Here is a 12,922-nt window from a genome sequence, read left to right on the forward strand (position 1 = left end):
GCGAAATGGAATACGTCAATCTGGGCCACAGCGGCCTGAAAGTCTCTCGCCTGTGCCTCGGCACCATGAACATGGGAAGCAAACAGTGGAAACCGTGGATTTTTGATGAGTCGCAAAGCGAGCCGCTGATCCGCCACGCGCTGGAGTCCGGCATTAACTTTATCGACCTCGCGGACTTCTACTCCAGCGGCGCGGGGGAGGAAGTGGTTGGCAACGTGTTAAAACGCATTGCCCGCCGCGATGACCTGGTCCTCACCACCAAAGTCGGCTACCCGATCGGCACCGGCTTTAACAACCAGGGCCATTCACGCAAGCACATCATGGAAAGCATCGACGGCAGCCTGAAGCGCCTCGGCACCGACTACGTCGATATCTACATGCTGCACTACTTCGATGTGAATACGCCTGTCGAAGAGACCTGGGCGGCGATGAACGATATCGTGCGCAGCGGCAAAGCGCGTTACGTCGGCGTTTCCACCATGTACACCTGGCAGTTGGCGAAAATCCTTTGGTGCTGCGAGCGCTACGGCTACGCGAAACCCATCAACATGCAGCTGCAGCTGAACTGCGCCTACCGCGAAGAAGAGCGGGAAATGATCCCCTTCTGCCGCGACCAGGGGTTAGGCGTGTCAGTCTTTAGCCCTCTCGCTCGCGGCCTGCTGAGCTGCGACTTTACCTCCGTGCGCAACCAGACCGACTTCTTCACCCAGGAGATGTATGCGGACATCACCTCCCGCAACGTCGCGCAATCCGTCAGCCATGTAGCTCAGCTGCGCGGCCTGCCTCCGGCGCAAATTGCTCAGGCGTGGGTCCTGAACCATCCGGGCGTGGACTGTATGCTGGTTGGCGCGGATTCCGTCCAGCAAATTGACAGCGCAGTTGCCGCGCTCGGTACACCGCTGGATGAAGATGAGCGTTATGAACTGGAGCGCAACTACACGCCGTGCGACGTCATCAACGACTACACCGCAGGCAAACGTATTGCGCGTGAGAGCCGCGCCGCTCGCGGCCTGTTTATCGACAACGTAACCACAAGGAATATCGCATGAGCAGCTTTGACGCACTGGTTCGTACCGGCTGGTACTGCAACGGTGAATGGCGGGACGCCGACGAGCGCTATGCCGTATTAAACCCGGCAACCGATGAAGTGGTGGCTCAGGTAGCCAACGCCGGAGCAAAAGAAACCGAGGCGGCGATTGCCGCAGCCCATTCCGCCCTACCCGCCTGGCGAGCATTAACCGCCAAAGCCCGTTCACAGATCCTCCAGCGCTGGTTCGCGCTAATCATGGAGCATCAGGCCGAACTGGCGGAACTGATGGTCACCGAACAGGGCAAAGTGCTGGCGGAAGCCAAAGGCGAAGTGGCCTACGCCGCCAGCTTTATCGAATGGTTTGCCGAGGAAGCCAAACGCGCCAACGGCAAAACCATTCCTTCCACAAAAGCGGGTAACCAAATCCTCACCTTCAAGGAGCCGGTTGGCGTGGTCGCGGCTATCACCCCATGGAACTTCCCGCTGGCGATGCTGACCCGCAAACTCGGCCCTGCGCTGGCGGCGGGCTGCACCGCCGTGATTAAACCGGCGAACGAAACGCCGCTTTCGGCCTTCGCGCTTATCGTGCTCGCCGAACAGGCAGGCGTCCCGGCGGGCGTGATTAACGCCGTCACCGGTGACACCGTGGCAATCGGCAGCACGCTGATGGCAAGCCCAACGGTACGTAAAATCTCCTTCACCGGCTCCACGCCAACCGGCAAGCTGCTGATGCGCCAGGCGGCGGATACCGTGAAAAAACTGTCGCTGGAGCTGGGCGGTAACGCGCCGTTTATCGTCTTTGACGATGCGGACATTGACGCCGCCGTGGAGGGCGCGATGGCCGCCAAATTCCGCAACAGCGGGCAGACCTGCGTGTGCGTTAACCGTTTCTACATCCAGGCCGGCGTGTATGAGCAGTTTGTGGAGAAGCTCGCCGCCGCCGCTCGTGCGCTGAAAGTTGCCCCTGGCCTGACGCCGGGTGCTCAGCAAGGGCCGCTGATTCACCAGAAAGCGGTTGAGAAAGTGGAAGCCCACGTGAAGGACGCCCTTGAGCACGGCGCACGCCTTCTGTGCGGCGGCGAACGTCACGCCCTCGGCGCATCGTTCTACCAGCCTACCGTGCTGGCCGACGCTACCGAAGCCATGCTGCTGGCCCGCGAGGAGACCTTCGGCCCGCTGGCAGCCTGCTTCCGCTTCAGCGGTGAACTGGAGGCGATTGAGCGCGCCAACGCCACACCGTTTGGCCTGGCCGCCTATCTCTACACCCGCGATCTGGCTCGCGCCTTCCGCGTCACCCAGCAGTTGGAAAGCGGCATGGTTGGCGTTAACGAAGGCATAATTTCCACGGAAGTCGCACCTTTCGGCGGCGTGAAGGAGTCCGGTCTCGGCCGCGAAGGCTCCGATTGCGGGCTGGAAGAGTACCTGGAGACCAAATATGTGAATCTGGGGGGATTACTGTAGCAGCGAATACGGTTTGTGTTGGCTCGCTTATGGTGCCGTTCACCGGGAAAGCCCCTCACCCCGGCCCTCTCCCCAGAGGGGAGAGGGGGAAAACAACAGAGTAGTATTCTATTTATCCCCTCTCCCTTTCAGGGAGAGGGTTAGGGTGAGGGTCATCCCTGTACCAATAGCATTACCCTGGCCGATATCCCCGCCCCACGAGCACCACACCCACGGCGCAAACCACCAGCGTCATCCCCAACTGCTGAACCCAGCCGGACACCATCAGGCCCATGCCGATCGGTAAATAGTAAGCAAAACCGAAAAGCGCCCCGGCCGTTCCCCGGCAATCGGCATAGGCACTAAGCGCAGTGCCGAGCACCACCGGAATCGCCATTGAGAACGCGATCATCACCAGAAACATTGGTGCCAAAAACCAGAGGTTGTGCATCAATCCCCAGACGCTAAGACTTCCCACCAGCCCGATGCCACTCGCTAAATTCAGCAACGCTTTGGCGTTTAAATTTCGTTTCATCAGCAGATGATTAAGCTGCGCTCCCGTCAAAGATCCCAGCGCCAGCACGCTCCCGGTCAGGCCAAAAGCCCTGGGGCCAAAACCTAAGGATTGAAACAGGAAAGGGGCCTGGCTGTAGTAGCTGAACAGACTGATATTGAACAGCGCCACCAGCCCGGTTGCCCGCCAGATCTGCCTGTCCCGCAGCAGACGCCACATCACCGCTATAACCCCTTGCCGGGCATGTTTTGGCGGCCTCGTTTCTTCAAGCTGCCACGTACTCCAGACAAGCAGAGCAATCGCCAAACCAGCCAGCAGGTAAAAGACGCCTTCAAAACCTGCGGCAGAAACGATCATCCCACCCAGCCAAAGTCCCAGCGCCGGGCTCACCGCCAGCGCGATGCCCATAAAGGAAAAGATCCGCGCCAGTTCGCTGCCGCTAAAACGATCTCGCAGCACCGTTTGAGTCACGACCGATCCTGTTGCTGCTCCAAAAGCTGCCAGCATCCGGGCCACCAACAGCAGCATAAAATGCGACGTCATCAGTGCAGCAACCGCACCTGCCGCATAGCAAAGCAGCCCCAGCAGCAGCGCCGGTTTACGGCCCAGGAGATCGCAGATCCTCCCCCAAAAAAGCACACCGGCGGCAAAGCCAAAAAAGTACAGCGAGAGCGTCCAGCCCGCGTCCACGGCAGTAACAGAAAAATGCCGGGCGATATCGGTCAGCGCCGGACTATAAAGCGTTTCCACCACTTGCGGAAACATCAGCAGCGCCGTTAAAAGCGCCATGCCACGAGGTATGTTCACCCTGCGTCCTCCTTAAAAAGAGGCGCTATTGTAGGCAAGCGGCAAATGCACCATTATAAACATCATGACATTTAATATCGGAAATCAGACATCATGAGTTGGCTAAGTGCGGATGCAGACTTTAACCCTGATGCGCTCAATAACAGCGTGATTGGCGTGCAGGCTGAACTTGGGGATCATGATTCCGGGCTGCATCGGCACCGGATGGGCCAGTTGCTGTTTACCCGCGAAGGCTGCGTGAAGCTCACGCTGGATGAAGGCCGGGTGCTCTCTTTGCTGCCACCGGGTAAAGTCGCCTGGCTCCCCGGCGGCGTTAGCCATCGGGCCGAAATGAAAAGTAGCGTGGCCTACCGCTCAATCTGGTTCGACACAAAACGCTATCCCACGCTGCCCGCCAATGCGCAGGTGCTGAACGTCACGCCGTTGCTCAATGAACTGCTGGAGAGGATTTCGGCCAGCCCCTGGGAAACTGACTGGGAACAAGGCACCTCGATGCACCTGGCCGCTCTGTGCGTGGCGGAACTGCATGCCGCAAGGGAAGAACCAATGACGCTGCGCTTCCCGCAGGATAAACGGCTGCGTCATCTGACGGGCGACACGCTGCCGCCGCAGCTCAACGAACTGGCCGCCGTGACCGGCGCAAGTGAACGCACGATTGGCCGTATTTTCCTCCGGGAAACCGGCCTCTCCTACCAGCCATGGCGGCAGCAGTGGCGCTTAATGAAGGCGGTGGAAATGCTGGCCAGCCACGCGCGGGTTACCGTTGTAGCCGGAGAACTCGGTTTTTCCAGCGACAGCGCCTTCATCTATTTTTACCGCAGTATGACCGGCCAGACCCCGGGCATGCTGACGGCGAAACAGGCTTAACGCCGACTGATGGCCAGCTTCGCGGCAAACAGCAGGAACACGCAGCCGGTAACGCGATCCATCCACTTTACGACCCCGGGCTTTCGCAGCACGCCGGAAGCGTAACGCGTGGCAAGGATCAGCGTCAGGGACCACAGTGTGCCGAGCACCGCATGAATAGAAACCAGCAGGAAAGTCCAGAGGATCGGGGAGTGGCCGGAGGGGATAAACTGCGGCAGGAAAGAGACGTAGAACACACCCATTTTCGGGTTAAGCACGTTGCCAAGCATGCCGCGTAAAAACCAGTTATTGGCGCGGGTTGATTCCGCTGAAGCGAGGCTGAAACTCTGGCGAGGGCGCAACAGCAGCTGAATACCCAGCCAGCATAAATACGCGGCACCGCACCACTTCAGCAAAGAGTAGGCAAATTCAGACACCGCCAGCAGAGCGCCAAGCCCGAAGGCAACCAGCGCCCCCCAGACAAAACAACCTACATCGATGCCCAGCGCGGCATGAAAAGCTTTTTTGCCCCCTTCGGCGGCGGCGGTTCTCAGGATAAGCGCGGTATCAAGACCGGGGGTAAGCGTGAGCAGCGTGGCGGCTAGCGTGAAAGCAAGAAGCGCATCGGTGACGGACATTTTTCTAACTCCGAAAACGATAAATCTACTGAAATTCCGCTCAGCCGACAATGCCCTGAAACCGTTATTTTTTGCCGTAAACGGTTCCCTTCATCGCCGCGATAACGCCCGTTGTTCCTCTGTCGATCAGGTCAAGAAAGACGGTGGCAGCAGCGGCGTTACTCAGCGTCTGGCTAAACGTCCGGTGAGCCTGAATCAGCGCCGCGCTCCACGTGGCCAGCACCAGGCCCGCCGCCAGCTGAGTGTGCGGGTCACTTTTTTCAAGACCGGCTCCGGCGGCCAGTTCATGCGCCAGCGCCTGGGTAAATTCATCCCGAATCTCCCGGGCTCTCGCTTTCAGCACCGGGCTGTTATCAATCGTCGAGACAAATCCCTGCCCCGCCACCGAGAAAGCCACCACCGGGCTATTGTGCGCAATCAGCTGGTGAGCAAATCGGCGCAGCGCTTCCAGCGGCCCCGTGTTTTTATCCCGCTGACTCAGCGCATCGCGCAGCATCACCAGCCCCTCTTCTTCGCGGTCGAAGAACATCTCTTCTTTGCGCGGGAAGTGATTGAACACCGTCATTCTCCCCACCCCTGCCGCCGTGGCGATTTCATCAATCGTCACCTGCTCAAAGCCCTTCTCCAGGAACAGCCGGGTGGCAACGTTAGAAATTTTCTGGCGGGTGGCGAGTCGGTTAAGGGTTCGGCGATCGACGGACATTGACAGGATCCTGCGGAATAGATAATTATGTACTGAGTATATATTGGTACTTAGTACAGGTAAACATGAACAAAGCGCTGGTTGTCATTTTCTCCACCATTTGCCTGGATGCCGTCGGCATCGGCCTGATCTTTCCGATTCTGCCGCGCCTGCTGGAAGAGGTGACGCACACCCCGGATATCGCCCACTGGATCGGCATCATGACCGCGCTGTATGCCCTGATGCAGTTTGTTTTCGCCCCGTTGCTGGGGGCGCTGAGCGACAATTATGGCCGCCGTCCCGTGCTGCTCGTTTCCCTTATCGGAGCCGCCGTGAACTACCTGATCATGGCCTTCGCGCCGCACCTGTGGATGCTGCTGCTGGGCCGCGCCATTGCCGGGTTGACCAGCGCTAACGTCTCGGTGGCGATGGCTTATATCACCGACGTCACTCCGGCGGATAAACGCGCCCGTCGCTTCGGGCTGTTTAACGCCATGTTTGGCGCCGGATTTATCATCGGCCCGGTGCTTGGCGGCCTGTTGGGGGATGCCTGGGTGCGGCTGCCGTTTATTGCCGCTGCCGTGCTCAACACCGTTAACCTGCTGATGGCGCTGCTTATGCTGCCGGAATCACGCGAGCCTGCCCGCCAGCGGTTCAGTTTTGCCGTACTCAATCCCCTGCAGCCTTTGCGCCGTATTTTTACCCTGAAAGGGCTTATCCCAATTGCGATGGTCTTTTTCATTCTGAGCGCAACCGGCGAAGTGTACGGTACCTGCTGGGCGCTTTGGGGGACAGATACTTTCGGTTGGAACGGGCTGTGGATTGGGCTTTCTCTCGGCGCTTATGGCATTTGCCAGACGCTCACGCAGGCGCTGCTTCCCGGCCCGATAACCCGCTGGCTGGGGGAGCGAGGCGCGGTTCTGTTTGGCATTGCGAGTTCGTGTCTTGCGCTGACAATGCTGGCCTTTGTACAAGCAGGCTGGCAGGTATTTCTGATTATGCCGCTGTTCGGGCTGGGCGGCGTTGGCACCCCGGCCCTGCAGGCGTTAGCGACTCGCCGGGTGGATGAAGCCAGCCAGGGACAGCTGCAGGGAATTCTGGCCTCGGCGGTCAGCCTCGCGTCTATCATTGCCCCGCTGGGTTTCTCAAGCTTCTATTTTGTGGTGCAGGACTCGTGGCCCGGCGCTATCTGGCTGTCGGTGATTGTGGTGTACGCCATTGCCGTGCCGCTGGTGTTATTCAGCACCCGCGGCAGACAAGCAGCGCAAGATCCAGCCTAGCTCCGGCGATCGGCACAGGCCACGATATCCGGCTTAGTCAGGATGGTTTTATCCACGCCAAAACGCGTGATATTCAGCATGGCGTTGCCGATATCGATAATCGATAAAAAGCGCTTCCCGGTGGTGGCGCTGATAAGACGCATGATTGGGGCAATCACGGTATATAACAGCCGGTAAGCCGGGGTTCGGGACTGCACTTCCGGCGTCGGCAAAATAAACGCCGGGCGGAAGATAGCGGCCTTACCCGGGAACAGCGCCAGCAGTGCGTTTTCCACTTCGCCACGCACGCGAGCCCACATCTGCGAGCTTTTCCCGCTGCTGTCTGCCCCCGCGCCAGAGACATAGACAAACTTCATCTGCGGGCTGCGGGCTTTGAGCTGTTCCGCCACCCGCAGCGTCATGTCATAAGTTATCTGCCGATACTTAGCTTCACTGACGCCGGATGAGCTGATCCCGGCGCAAAAGAAACAGGCATCTACATCGCTGAATAGCGGATCGGCCGCGTCAAACGCCAGCAAATCACCGTTCACCACGTAACGAATCCGGGGATCGTGCTCGCCCTCAGGCTGTTTTCTGACGGGTAAAATAATATCGGCCACGTCTTTTGCCGCCAGGTTCGCCAGCAGGACGCCCTGCCCGACCATGCCGCCGGAACCTACAATCACAATTTTCATGAGAATTTCCTGTGAGTTAAGCCGCAAGCGCATTCCACATCATGCGAAAACCTAGCTGCAGCAACTTCTCTTTGTCCGCCGGATGCCTGACGATTTGCTCGCTGGTGGCATCAGAAATATTTTGAATAATGGCGTAGATAAACGTTTTGCTGTCGGTGACAAACAGAGACTGTTTAATGGCCTCATCAAACATCTTATCCGCCTGATTCAGCGCCTCCGGCGTGCTGGAGAGCGTTTCCGGGGTCAGCAGATCCGACACTGTCAGCAGCCTGAGAACCTGCTTTCCTTCAGGATTCTTTAGCGCCCATTCCGTGTAGCCGCGCCAGATATGCAGGATCTGCGTGCGAAAGTCGGCCTCCTTTGGATAACCGGCCACCAGCAGATCGGACATATCCTGCTTCAGCTTTAAATAGACCTCGTTTAGTAACTGATCTTTCGTCGGGAAGTAGGTAAACAGCGTGCCTACCGCCACCTCCGCTCGTTTCGCAATGCTGGCCGTGGTGGCCGACAAGCCGCTTTCCGCAATAATTGCCACCGCGGCATCCAGAAGTGCCGCCTGTTTTTGCGGGCTTAGGGGTCTTGCCATTCCAGCGTCTCCGGGGTCAATAAAATATCCGGATAGTGTAATAGATTTAGCCACCGGGGTTGGAGCTTTGCTCCCGCGAGCGGCGGGAGCGCACATTACTCGGGAATAAACCCGGTTTTACCTTCGATCGCCACCGAGGCGGACAGCGCTTTTTGATCTTCCAGCGACTGAAGGTTCTTCTCATAGCTGCCCTTGAGGATCTGGAATGCATCCGCACCCAGCGCGGTTCTGAGCGGCGGCTCCGCCTGCTGGCTCAGGCTATAAATGACGTCGGCCATTTTCTGCGGATCACCGGCATTGCTCTCTTCGCCGTGCTCGGCAATCCAGCGGCGCAGCTGCCCCACGGTGCCGTTTTTGTAGGCTTCAGATTCTTCCGTCCAGCGCACATTCGCCTGGAAGTTAGTTTTAATCGAACCCGGCTCGATGATTTGCACTTTAATGCCGAACTCCGCCACTTCCTGCGCGGTGCTTTCCGCAAACCCTTCCAGGCCATACTTCGCTGCGTGGTAGAACGCCCCGCCCGGGAACGCGACGCGGCCACCCATGCTGGTGATGTAAATCAGGCGACCTTGTTTTTTGGCGCGGAAAGCGGGCAAGAATGCGCGAGTGATGTGCACCGGAGAAAGCAGATTCAGGGCCAGCTGATGCTCAATTTCCTGTTCGGTGAACTCTTCCATCGCGCCGATGATCGCCCCCCCGGCGTTATTGACGACGACATCGCTATCGCCGTGCTTTTTGGCGACAGCCGGCAGGCTGGCAAAGTCGGTCACATCCAGCTTTTCAACGATAAGCTGCGCGGCATACTGCTGCTGCAGTTCGGCCAAAGCGGCAGGGTTCCGCACCGCAGCCACAACGGTATTGCCCGCCTCCAGCACGCGACGGGTCAGCGCCAGGCCCAGGCCACCGGAAGCCCCGGTGATAAACCACTTTTCAGTTTTAGACGTCATCTTTGTATCCTCAGTTGATAAGCGCGGCGCGTGGCCTGACGGCTGTTGATGGTAAGTATTGCGGCCAACCATTAAATGACTGACCACTCACTCAATTATAAAACTGGCGATTTAATTTGCAATATGCGGGAATGAAATTTATTCCCTGGTCAGACGGGAATGAGAAGAAAAGACAGATTTATCAATTCGCTGGGGTCGGATTTTTTTGAGAAGAAGGGGCAATCTTTTGCCCCAAATCTAAAAGCACTATGCGCGGTGCAGCGTAAAGGCACGAATACTGTTAATCAGCATCCCGGATTGCTCCTTCAGGGAACCGCTGGCCGCGGAGGACTGCTCAACCAGAGAGGCGTTTTGCTGAGTGGTGGTATCAATCTGCCCCATCGCAGCATTAATTTGCGCGATGCCGTCGCTTTGCTCATGACTCGCGCGGGCAATTTCATCCACCAGTTGCTGCACACGGGCAACGTTTTCAACAATTTCCTGCATACCCTCATCCGCTTCCGTGACCAGCTTACGGCCATCGGTGATTTTGTTCACCGACGCGCTAATGATGTCACGAATCTCTTTCGCGGAGGCTGAACTTCTTTGCGCCAACGTTCTCACTTCCCCGGCCACCACGGCAAAACCGCGCCCCTGCTCTCCGGCTCTGGCAGCCTCAACAGCGGCGTTTAATGCCAGGATATTCGTCTGGAAAGCAATCCCTTCAATGGCCGTGATGATATCGGTCATCCTGCCTGCATCAGCATGGATTTCGCCCATGGCATCGGCCACCACGTGCATACGCTCGCTGTTGGCCTTAACCATTTCCCCGGACTCATTAAACAGCGTATTTACCCGGTGGGCATGACTGGCGGTGCTCTTGATCGTCGATGTTAACTGCTCTAGCGTGGCGGCAGTTTGCTCGACGCTCGCCGCCTGCTCCTCTGTACGTGAGGCGAGATCCTGGTTACCAGCATCAATTTCATCCGCAGCCAGGGCAATACTTTCCGCCCCGGTGCTGACGTTCCTCACCGTACTCCCAAGTGAAGTAATCATTCCCTTCAATGAGTGCATGAGCTGCCCCAGCTCGTCCCGGGAATGCACATGAACGTCTGCGGTGAGATCCCCCTGCGCCACCCTACCGGCAACGTTAACTGCCTGCTGCAGCGGATGCGTAATACTGCGCGTTATGTACCAGGCCGTTGCCGCCCCTAACGCCACACCAAGCGCCACTAGCAACAACATGAGCATCTCATTATTACGCGAGTTTTTCTGAATGCTGGCATGCGTGTTGTCGATAAGTTGTTTTTGGAAATCCAGCAGAGCCTGCAGCCCCTGGCGGTATTCTTCGCTTATCGGGATAAAACGTTCCGAGATATAGGTATCCATGCCCTCATGTTCACTTCGCTCAGACCGGGCCAACCCTTCGGAACGCACCTGCAAATACTTTTCCCGCACGGGGACAAGGTTAGCCAACAGATGCTTGCCGGTTTCCAGCGCAATTAAAGACGTGAGCTGGGACTGGACTCGGGTGGTTATCGCCGAATTCTGAGCAATGCTGGCGAGCAGTTTTTTACGCAGCATCGCATTTTCAGTTCCCATTGCCGCGATAGCATTCCCGCTGCTCTTGTCGACCTGCGCCAGCCATTCCTCGACCAGCCTTTCCTTCAGCAAATGCTGGTTAATCATCTCATCGACGGCATGAACATTGTTCCGACTGAACAGGCTGGCGCCGATCCCCATCAAAATCATCAAAAATAACAGCAGGAAAAAACCGCCGCTCAGCCTGACGCCTACACGCAAATTACTTAGTTTCATTCTCGTTCCTTAGAAAACCACATCCCAGAGTGCCCCCGACGCCTGGCGTGAGGGAATGGCGTGTTTTGTAACCACGTTGTTAATCGATATCGGAGGTCAGGCTTATTTCTGCAGGCAAAAACCAGGGGGGAACGGTCGATAAATCAGCATTTTGACCCGAAGCAATGCTTTAATGTGATCCGCGTCACAATGAAAATATCAGTGAAAAATAAAAGGCCCCGACGTATTCATGCGAAGGGGCCTTTTATTATTTGCTCTAAAGTTAAACATTAAAACGCCTGCCAGTGTTCCTCTTCTCTTTTTAACGCCCTGCGCGGAGCAAGCTGAGGCGACAATATTACGCTCGCCTCATCGCTTTCACCCAGGTGCAGGCTGCTGGTTCTTTTTTCCAGCTCGAACACTTGTTTATTCAGCACTTCTGAAGATCCGGCTAGCTCTTCCACCACCGCCACGTTCCCCTGGGTGACTTTCTCCAGCTCGGAGAGCGCCGTGGTAATTTGCTGAATACCTTTTTCCTGTTCATTGGTGGAGATAAAAATATGCCCCATCAGCGCGTCGATATTTTCTGAACCGGAAACAATATCCTTCATATTTCTTTCCGCTTCGGAGACCAGGCTCGCGCCCTGCAGGACATTTTGGTTGGTGATATCAATCAAAGACTTAATGTTCTTGGCCGACTCGGAGCTTTTGTGCGCCAGGTTCCTGACTTCACCGGCCACCACCGCAAAGCCTTTGCCGTGTTCCCCGGCACGAGCGGCTTCCACCGCGGCGTTCAGCGCCAGGATATTGGTCTGGAACGCAATGCTGTCGATGATGGTGATAATTTCCGTCATCTTATTGGCACAATCGGTTATCGAAGTCATGTTGCTGGTTAGCTTCTGCATCAGGTCGCTGCCGTGGTTGGCTGAACGATGCGCGCCGCTGGTGATGTCGCTCAGCTCGCGAGTGCTGTCGGCATTGTTTTTTGTCCCGGCGGAAATCTGTTCCATGCTCGATGCCGTCTGAATGAGCATCGCCGACTGCTGCTCGGTTTTCACCGACAGCGTGGCGCTTTGGTGCGCCAGGCTTTCCGAAAGCGCTTTGGCCGACTGGGACGACTTGCGAATATCCATTACCAGGGTAGTAATTTCGGCGGAAAGCGTATTTATGCCCGGGATCAATCGTCCGGCGCAATTATTACCAAACTCAGGAATATGGACCGATAAATTTCCGGAATTTATTTCATCAATACTGCGTTTAACGTTATTAATGGGCCGTACAAGATATATCGTCATATACGTCCACAGAGAGAATAGTAAGACAACCCAGGCAATATTAAGCATGGCTAAAATAAGCACACTGGCTGATAAAGTAAATGCTAAGAAATCTATAACTAAAAAGGATATTGCCAAAAAATAGACAATAACGCTTCGAACGCTGGCATTCTTAAGCATAGATAATCCTGTGCGAGACTTGGGCGGGTATATTATTTATTACCTGGATTTATGGAAAAGCCATCTTATAAAATAAATCAGCGTTTAATCCCGACATAAGCCAACTGAAAAGATTTTAAATCCGCACTTTTCGTTTAAGAACGACGCCTTTCTGAATATATCCGTGACGTTACGACAAAGTCACTTTATTCCATGCCTCAGCAAGTTACTTGCATTTTGAAAGTCACTATGCCAATTTGTCGCCAGAC

12 protein-coding genes are annotated in these 12,922 nt (G+C 56.3%); 4 read left to right on the plus strand and 8 right to left on the minus strand.

Annotated features, from left to right (window positions below; translation table 11 throughout):
- Window positions 1–5: 5 nt before the first annotated feature.
- Window positions 6–1,049, plus strand: coding sequence for an aldo/keto reductase (locus tag LH23_RS01435; protein WP_039287402.1), 1,044 nt, complete (start codon window positions 6–8; stop codon window positions 1,047–1,049).
- A complete protein-coding gene (locus tag LH23_RS01440; protein ID WP_039287405.1) occupies window positions 1,046–2,491 on the plus strand; it encodes an NAD-dependent succinate-semialdehyde dehydrogenase in 1,446 nt (481 codons plus the stop codon). Before LH23_RS01435 ends, LH23_RS01440 begins: the two co-directional genes overlap by 4 nt.
- A 172-nt stretch (window positions 2,492–2,663) precedes the next feature.
- On the opposite strand, the gene LH23_RS01445 is transcribed toward LH23_RS01440, so the two are convergent.
- Complete coding sequence (locus LH23_RS01445; protein WP_039287409.1) at window positions 2,664–3,773, minus strand: multidrug effflux MFS transporter; 1,110 nt, start codon at window positions 3,771–3,773, stop codon at window positions 2,664–2,666.
- A 111-nt stretch (window positions 3,774–3,884) separates the two neighbouring features.
- Here LH23_RS01445 and LH23_RS01450 point away from each other — a divergent pair, with 111 nt between their 5' ends.
- On the plus strand, window positions 3,885–4,658 hold the full coding sequence (locus LH23_RS01450) for an AraC family transcriptional regulator (protein WP_039287412.1): 774 nt from the start codon (window positions 3,885–3,887) through the stop codon (window positions 4,656–4,658).
- Here the strand turns inward: LH23_RS01450 and LH23_RS01455 are convergent.
- Together LH23_RS01455 and LH23_RS01460 are read right to left on the minus strand one after the other, a co-directional pair.
- Window positions 4,655–5,275, minus strand: a complete 621-nt coding sequence (locus tag LH23_RS01455; protein WP_039287415.1) for a LysE family translocator — start codon at window positions 5,273–5,275, stop codon at window positions 4,655–4,657. The two genes, LH23_RS01450 and LH23_RS01455, sit on opposite strands and share 4 nt — an antisense overlap.
- A gap of 64 nt (window positions 5,276–5,339) precedes the next feature.
- Window positions 5,340–5,978, minus strand: coding sequence for a TetR/AcrR family transcriptional regulator (locus LH23_RS01460; RefSeq protein ID WP_039287418.1), 639 nt, complete (start codon window positions 5,976–5,978; stop codon window positions 5,340–5,342).
- A gap of 65 nt (window positions 5,979–6,043) precedes the next feature.
- Between LH23_RS01460 and LH23_RS01465 the strand changes: the two genes are divergently transcribed.
- Window positions 6,044–7,237: a TCR/Tet family MFS transporter gene (locus LH23_RS01465; RefSeq protein ID WP_039287421.1), complete on the plus strand. Its 1,194-nt coding sequence runs from the start codon at window positions 6,044–6,046 to the stop codon at window positions 7,235–7,237.
- On the opposite strand, the gene LH23_RS01470 is transcribed toward LH23_RS01465, so the two are convergent.
- The 5 genes from LH23_RS01470 to LH23_RS01490 form a co-directional block, all read right to left on the minus strand.
- Window positions 7,234–7,911: an NAD-dependent epimerase/dehydratase family protein gene (locus LH23_RS01470; RefSeq protein WP_039287424.1), complete on the minus strand. Its 678-nt coding sequence runs from the start codon at window positions 7,909–7,911 to the stop codon at window positions 7,234–7,236. The two genes, LH23_RS01465 and LH23_RS01470, sit on opposite strands and share 4 nt — an antisense overlap.
- Window positions 7,912–7,927: 16 nt before the next feature.
- Window positions 7,928–8,497 carry a TetR/AcrR family transcriptional regulator gene (locus tag LH23_RS01475; RefSeq protein WP_039287428.1) on the minus strand — a complete coding sequence of 190 codons (570 nt, stop codon included), beginning with the start codon at window positions 8,495–8,497 and terminating at the stop codon, window positions 7,928–7,930.
- Window positions 8,498–8,592: 95 nt separating this feature from the next.
- The gene (locus LH23_RS01480; RefSeq protein ID WP_039287431.1) at window positions 8,593–9,444 is read right to left on the minus strand and encodes an SDR family NAD(P)-dependent oxidoreductase; all 852 of its coding nucleotides are present in this window, start codon (window positions 9,442–9,444) and stop codon (window positions 8,593–8,595) included.
- 246 nt (window positions 9,445–9,690) lie between these two features.
- Window positions 9,691–11,241, minus strand: a complete 1,551-nt coding sequence (locus tag LH23_RS01485) for a methyl-accepting chemotaxis protein (RefSeq protein WP_039287434.1) — start codon at window positions 11,239–11,241, stop codon at window positions 9,691–9,693.
- 269 nt (window positions 11,242–11,510) lie between these two features.
- Window positions 11,511–12,674 (minus strand): methyl-accepting chemotaxis protein, encoded by a 1,164-nt coding sequence (locus LH23_RS01490; RefSeq protein WP_052050106.1) that lies wholly within the window; start codon window positions 12,672–12,674, stop codon window positions 11,511–11,513.
- Window positions 12,675–12,922 lie beyond the last annotated feature (248 nt).

The organism is Cedecea neteri (genome assembly GCF_000758305.1).
In the GTDB taxonomy this organism is placed as follows: domain Bacteria; phylum Pseudomonadota; class Gammaproteobacteria; order Enterobacterales; family Enterobacteriaceae; genus Cedecea; species Cedecea neteri_C.

What these genes read in the sequence shown, in the direction of transcription:
- LH23_RS01435 (WP_039287402.1), top strand. Translation starts at nt 6, where the DNA reads ATGGAATACGTCAATCTGGGCCACAGCGGCCTGAAAGTCTCTCGCCTG.
- LH23_RS01440 (WP_039287405.1), top strand. Translation starts at nt 1,046, where the DNA reads ATGAGCAGCTTTGACGCACTGGTTCGTACCGGCTGGTACTGCAACGGT.
- LH23_RS01445 (WP_039287409.1), bottom strand. Translation starts at nt 3,773, where the DNA reads ATGGCGCTTTTAACGGCGCTGCTGATGTTTCCGCAAGTGGTGGAAACG.
- LH23_RS01450 (WP_039287412.1), top strand. Translation starts at nt 3,885, where the DNA reads ATGAGTTGGCTAAGTGCGGATGCAGACTTTAACCCTGATGCGCTCAAT.
- LH23_RS01455 (WP_039287415.1), bottom strand. Translation starts at nt 5,275, where the DNA reads ATGTCCGTCACCGATGCGCTTCTTGCTTTCACGCTAGCCGCCACGCTG.
- LH23_RS01460 (WP_039287418.1), bottom strand. Translation starts at nt 5,978, where the DNA reads ATGTCCGTCGATCGCCGAACCCTTAACCGACTCGCCACCCGCCAGAAA.
- LH23_RS01465 (WP_039287421.1), top strand. Translation starts at nt 6,044, where the DNA reads ATGAACAAAGCGCTGGTTGTCATTTTCTCCACCATTTGCCTGGATGCC.
- LH23_RS01470 (WP_039287424.1), bottom strand. Translation starts at nt 7,911, where the DNA reads ATGAAAATTGTGATTGTAGGTTCCGGCGGCATGGTCGGGCAGGGCGTC.
- LH23_RS01475 (WP_039287428.1), bottom strand. Translation starts at nt 8,497, where the DNA reads ATGGCAAGACCCCTAAGCCCGCAAAAACAGGCGGCACTTCTGGATGCC.
- LH23_RS01480 (WP_039287431.1), bottom strand. Translation starts at nt 9,444, where the DNA reads ATGACGTCTAAAACTGAAAAGTGGTTTATCACCGGGGCTTCCGGTGGC.
- LH23_RS01485 (WP_039287434.1), bottom strand. Translation starts at nt 11,241, where the DNA reads ATGAAACTAAGTAATTTGCGTGTAGGCGTCAGGCTGAGCGGCGGTTTT.
- LH23_RS01490 (WP_052050106.1), bottom strand. Translation starts at nt 12,674, where the DNA reads ATGCTTAAGAATGCCAGCGTTCGAAGCGTTATTGTCTATTTTTTGGCA.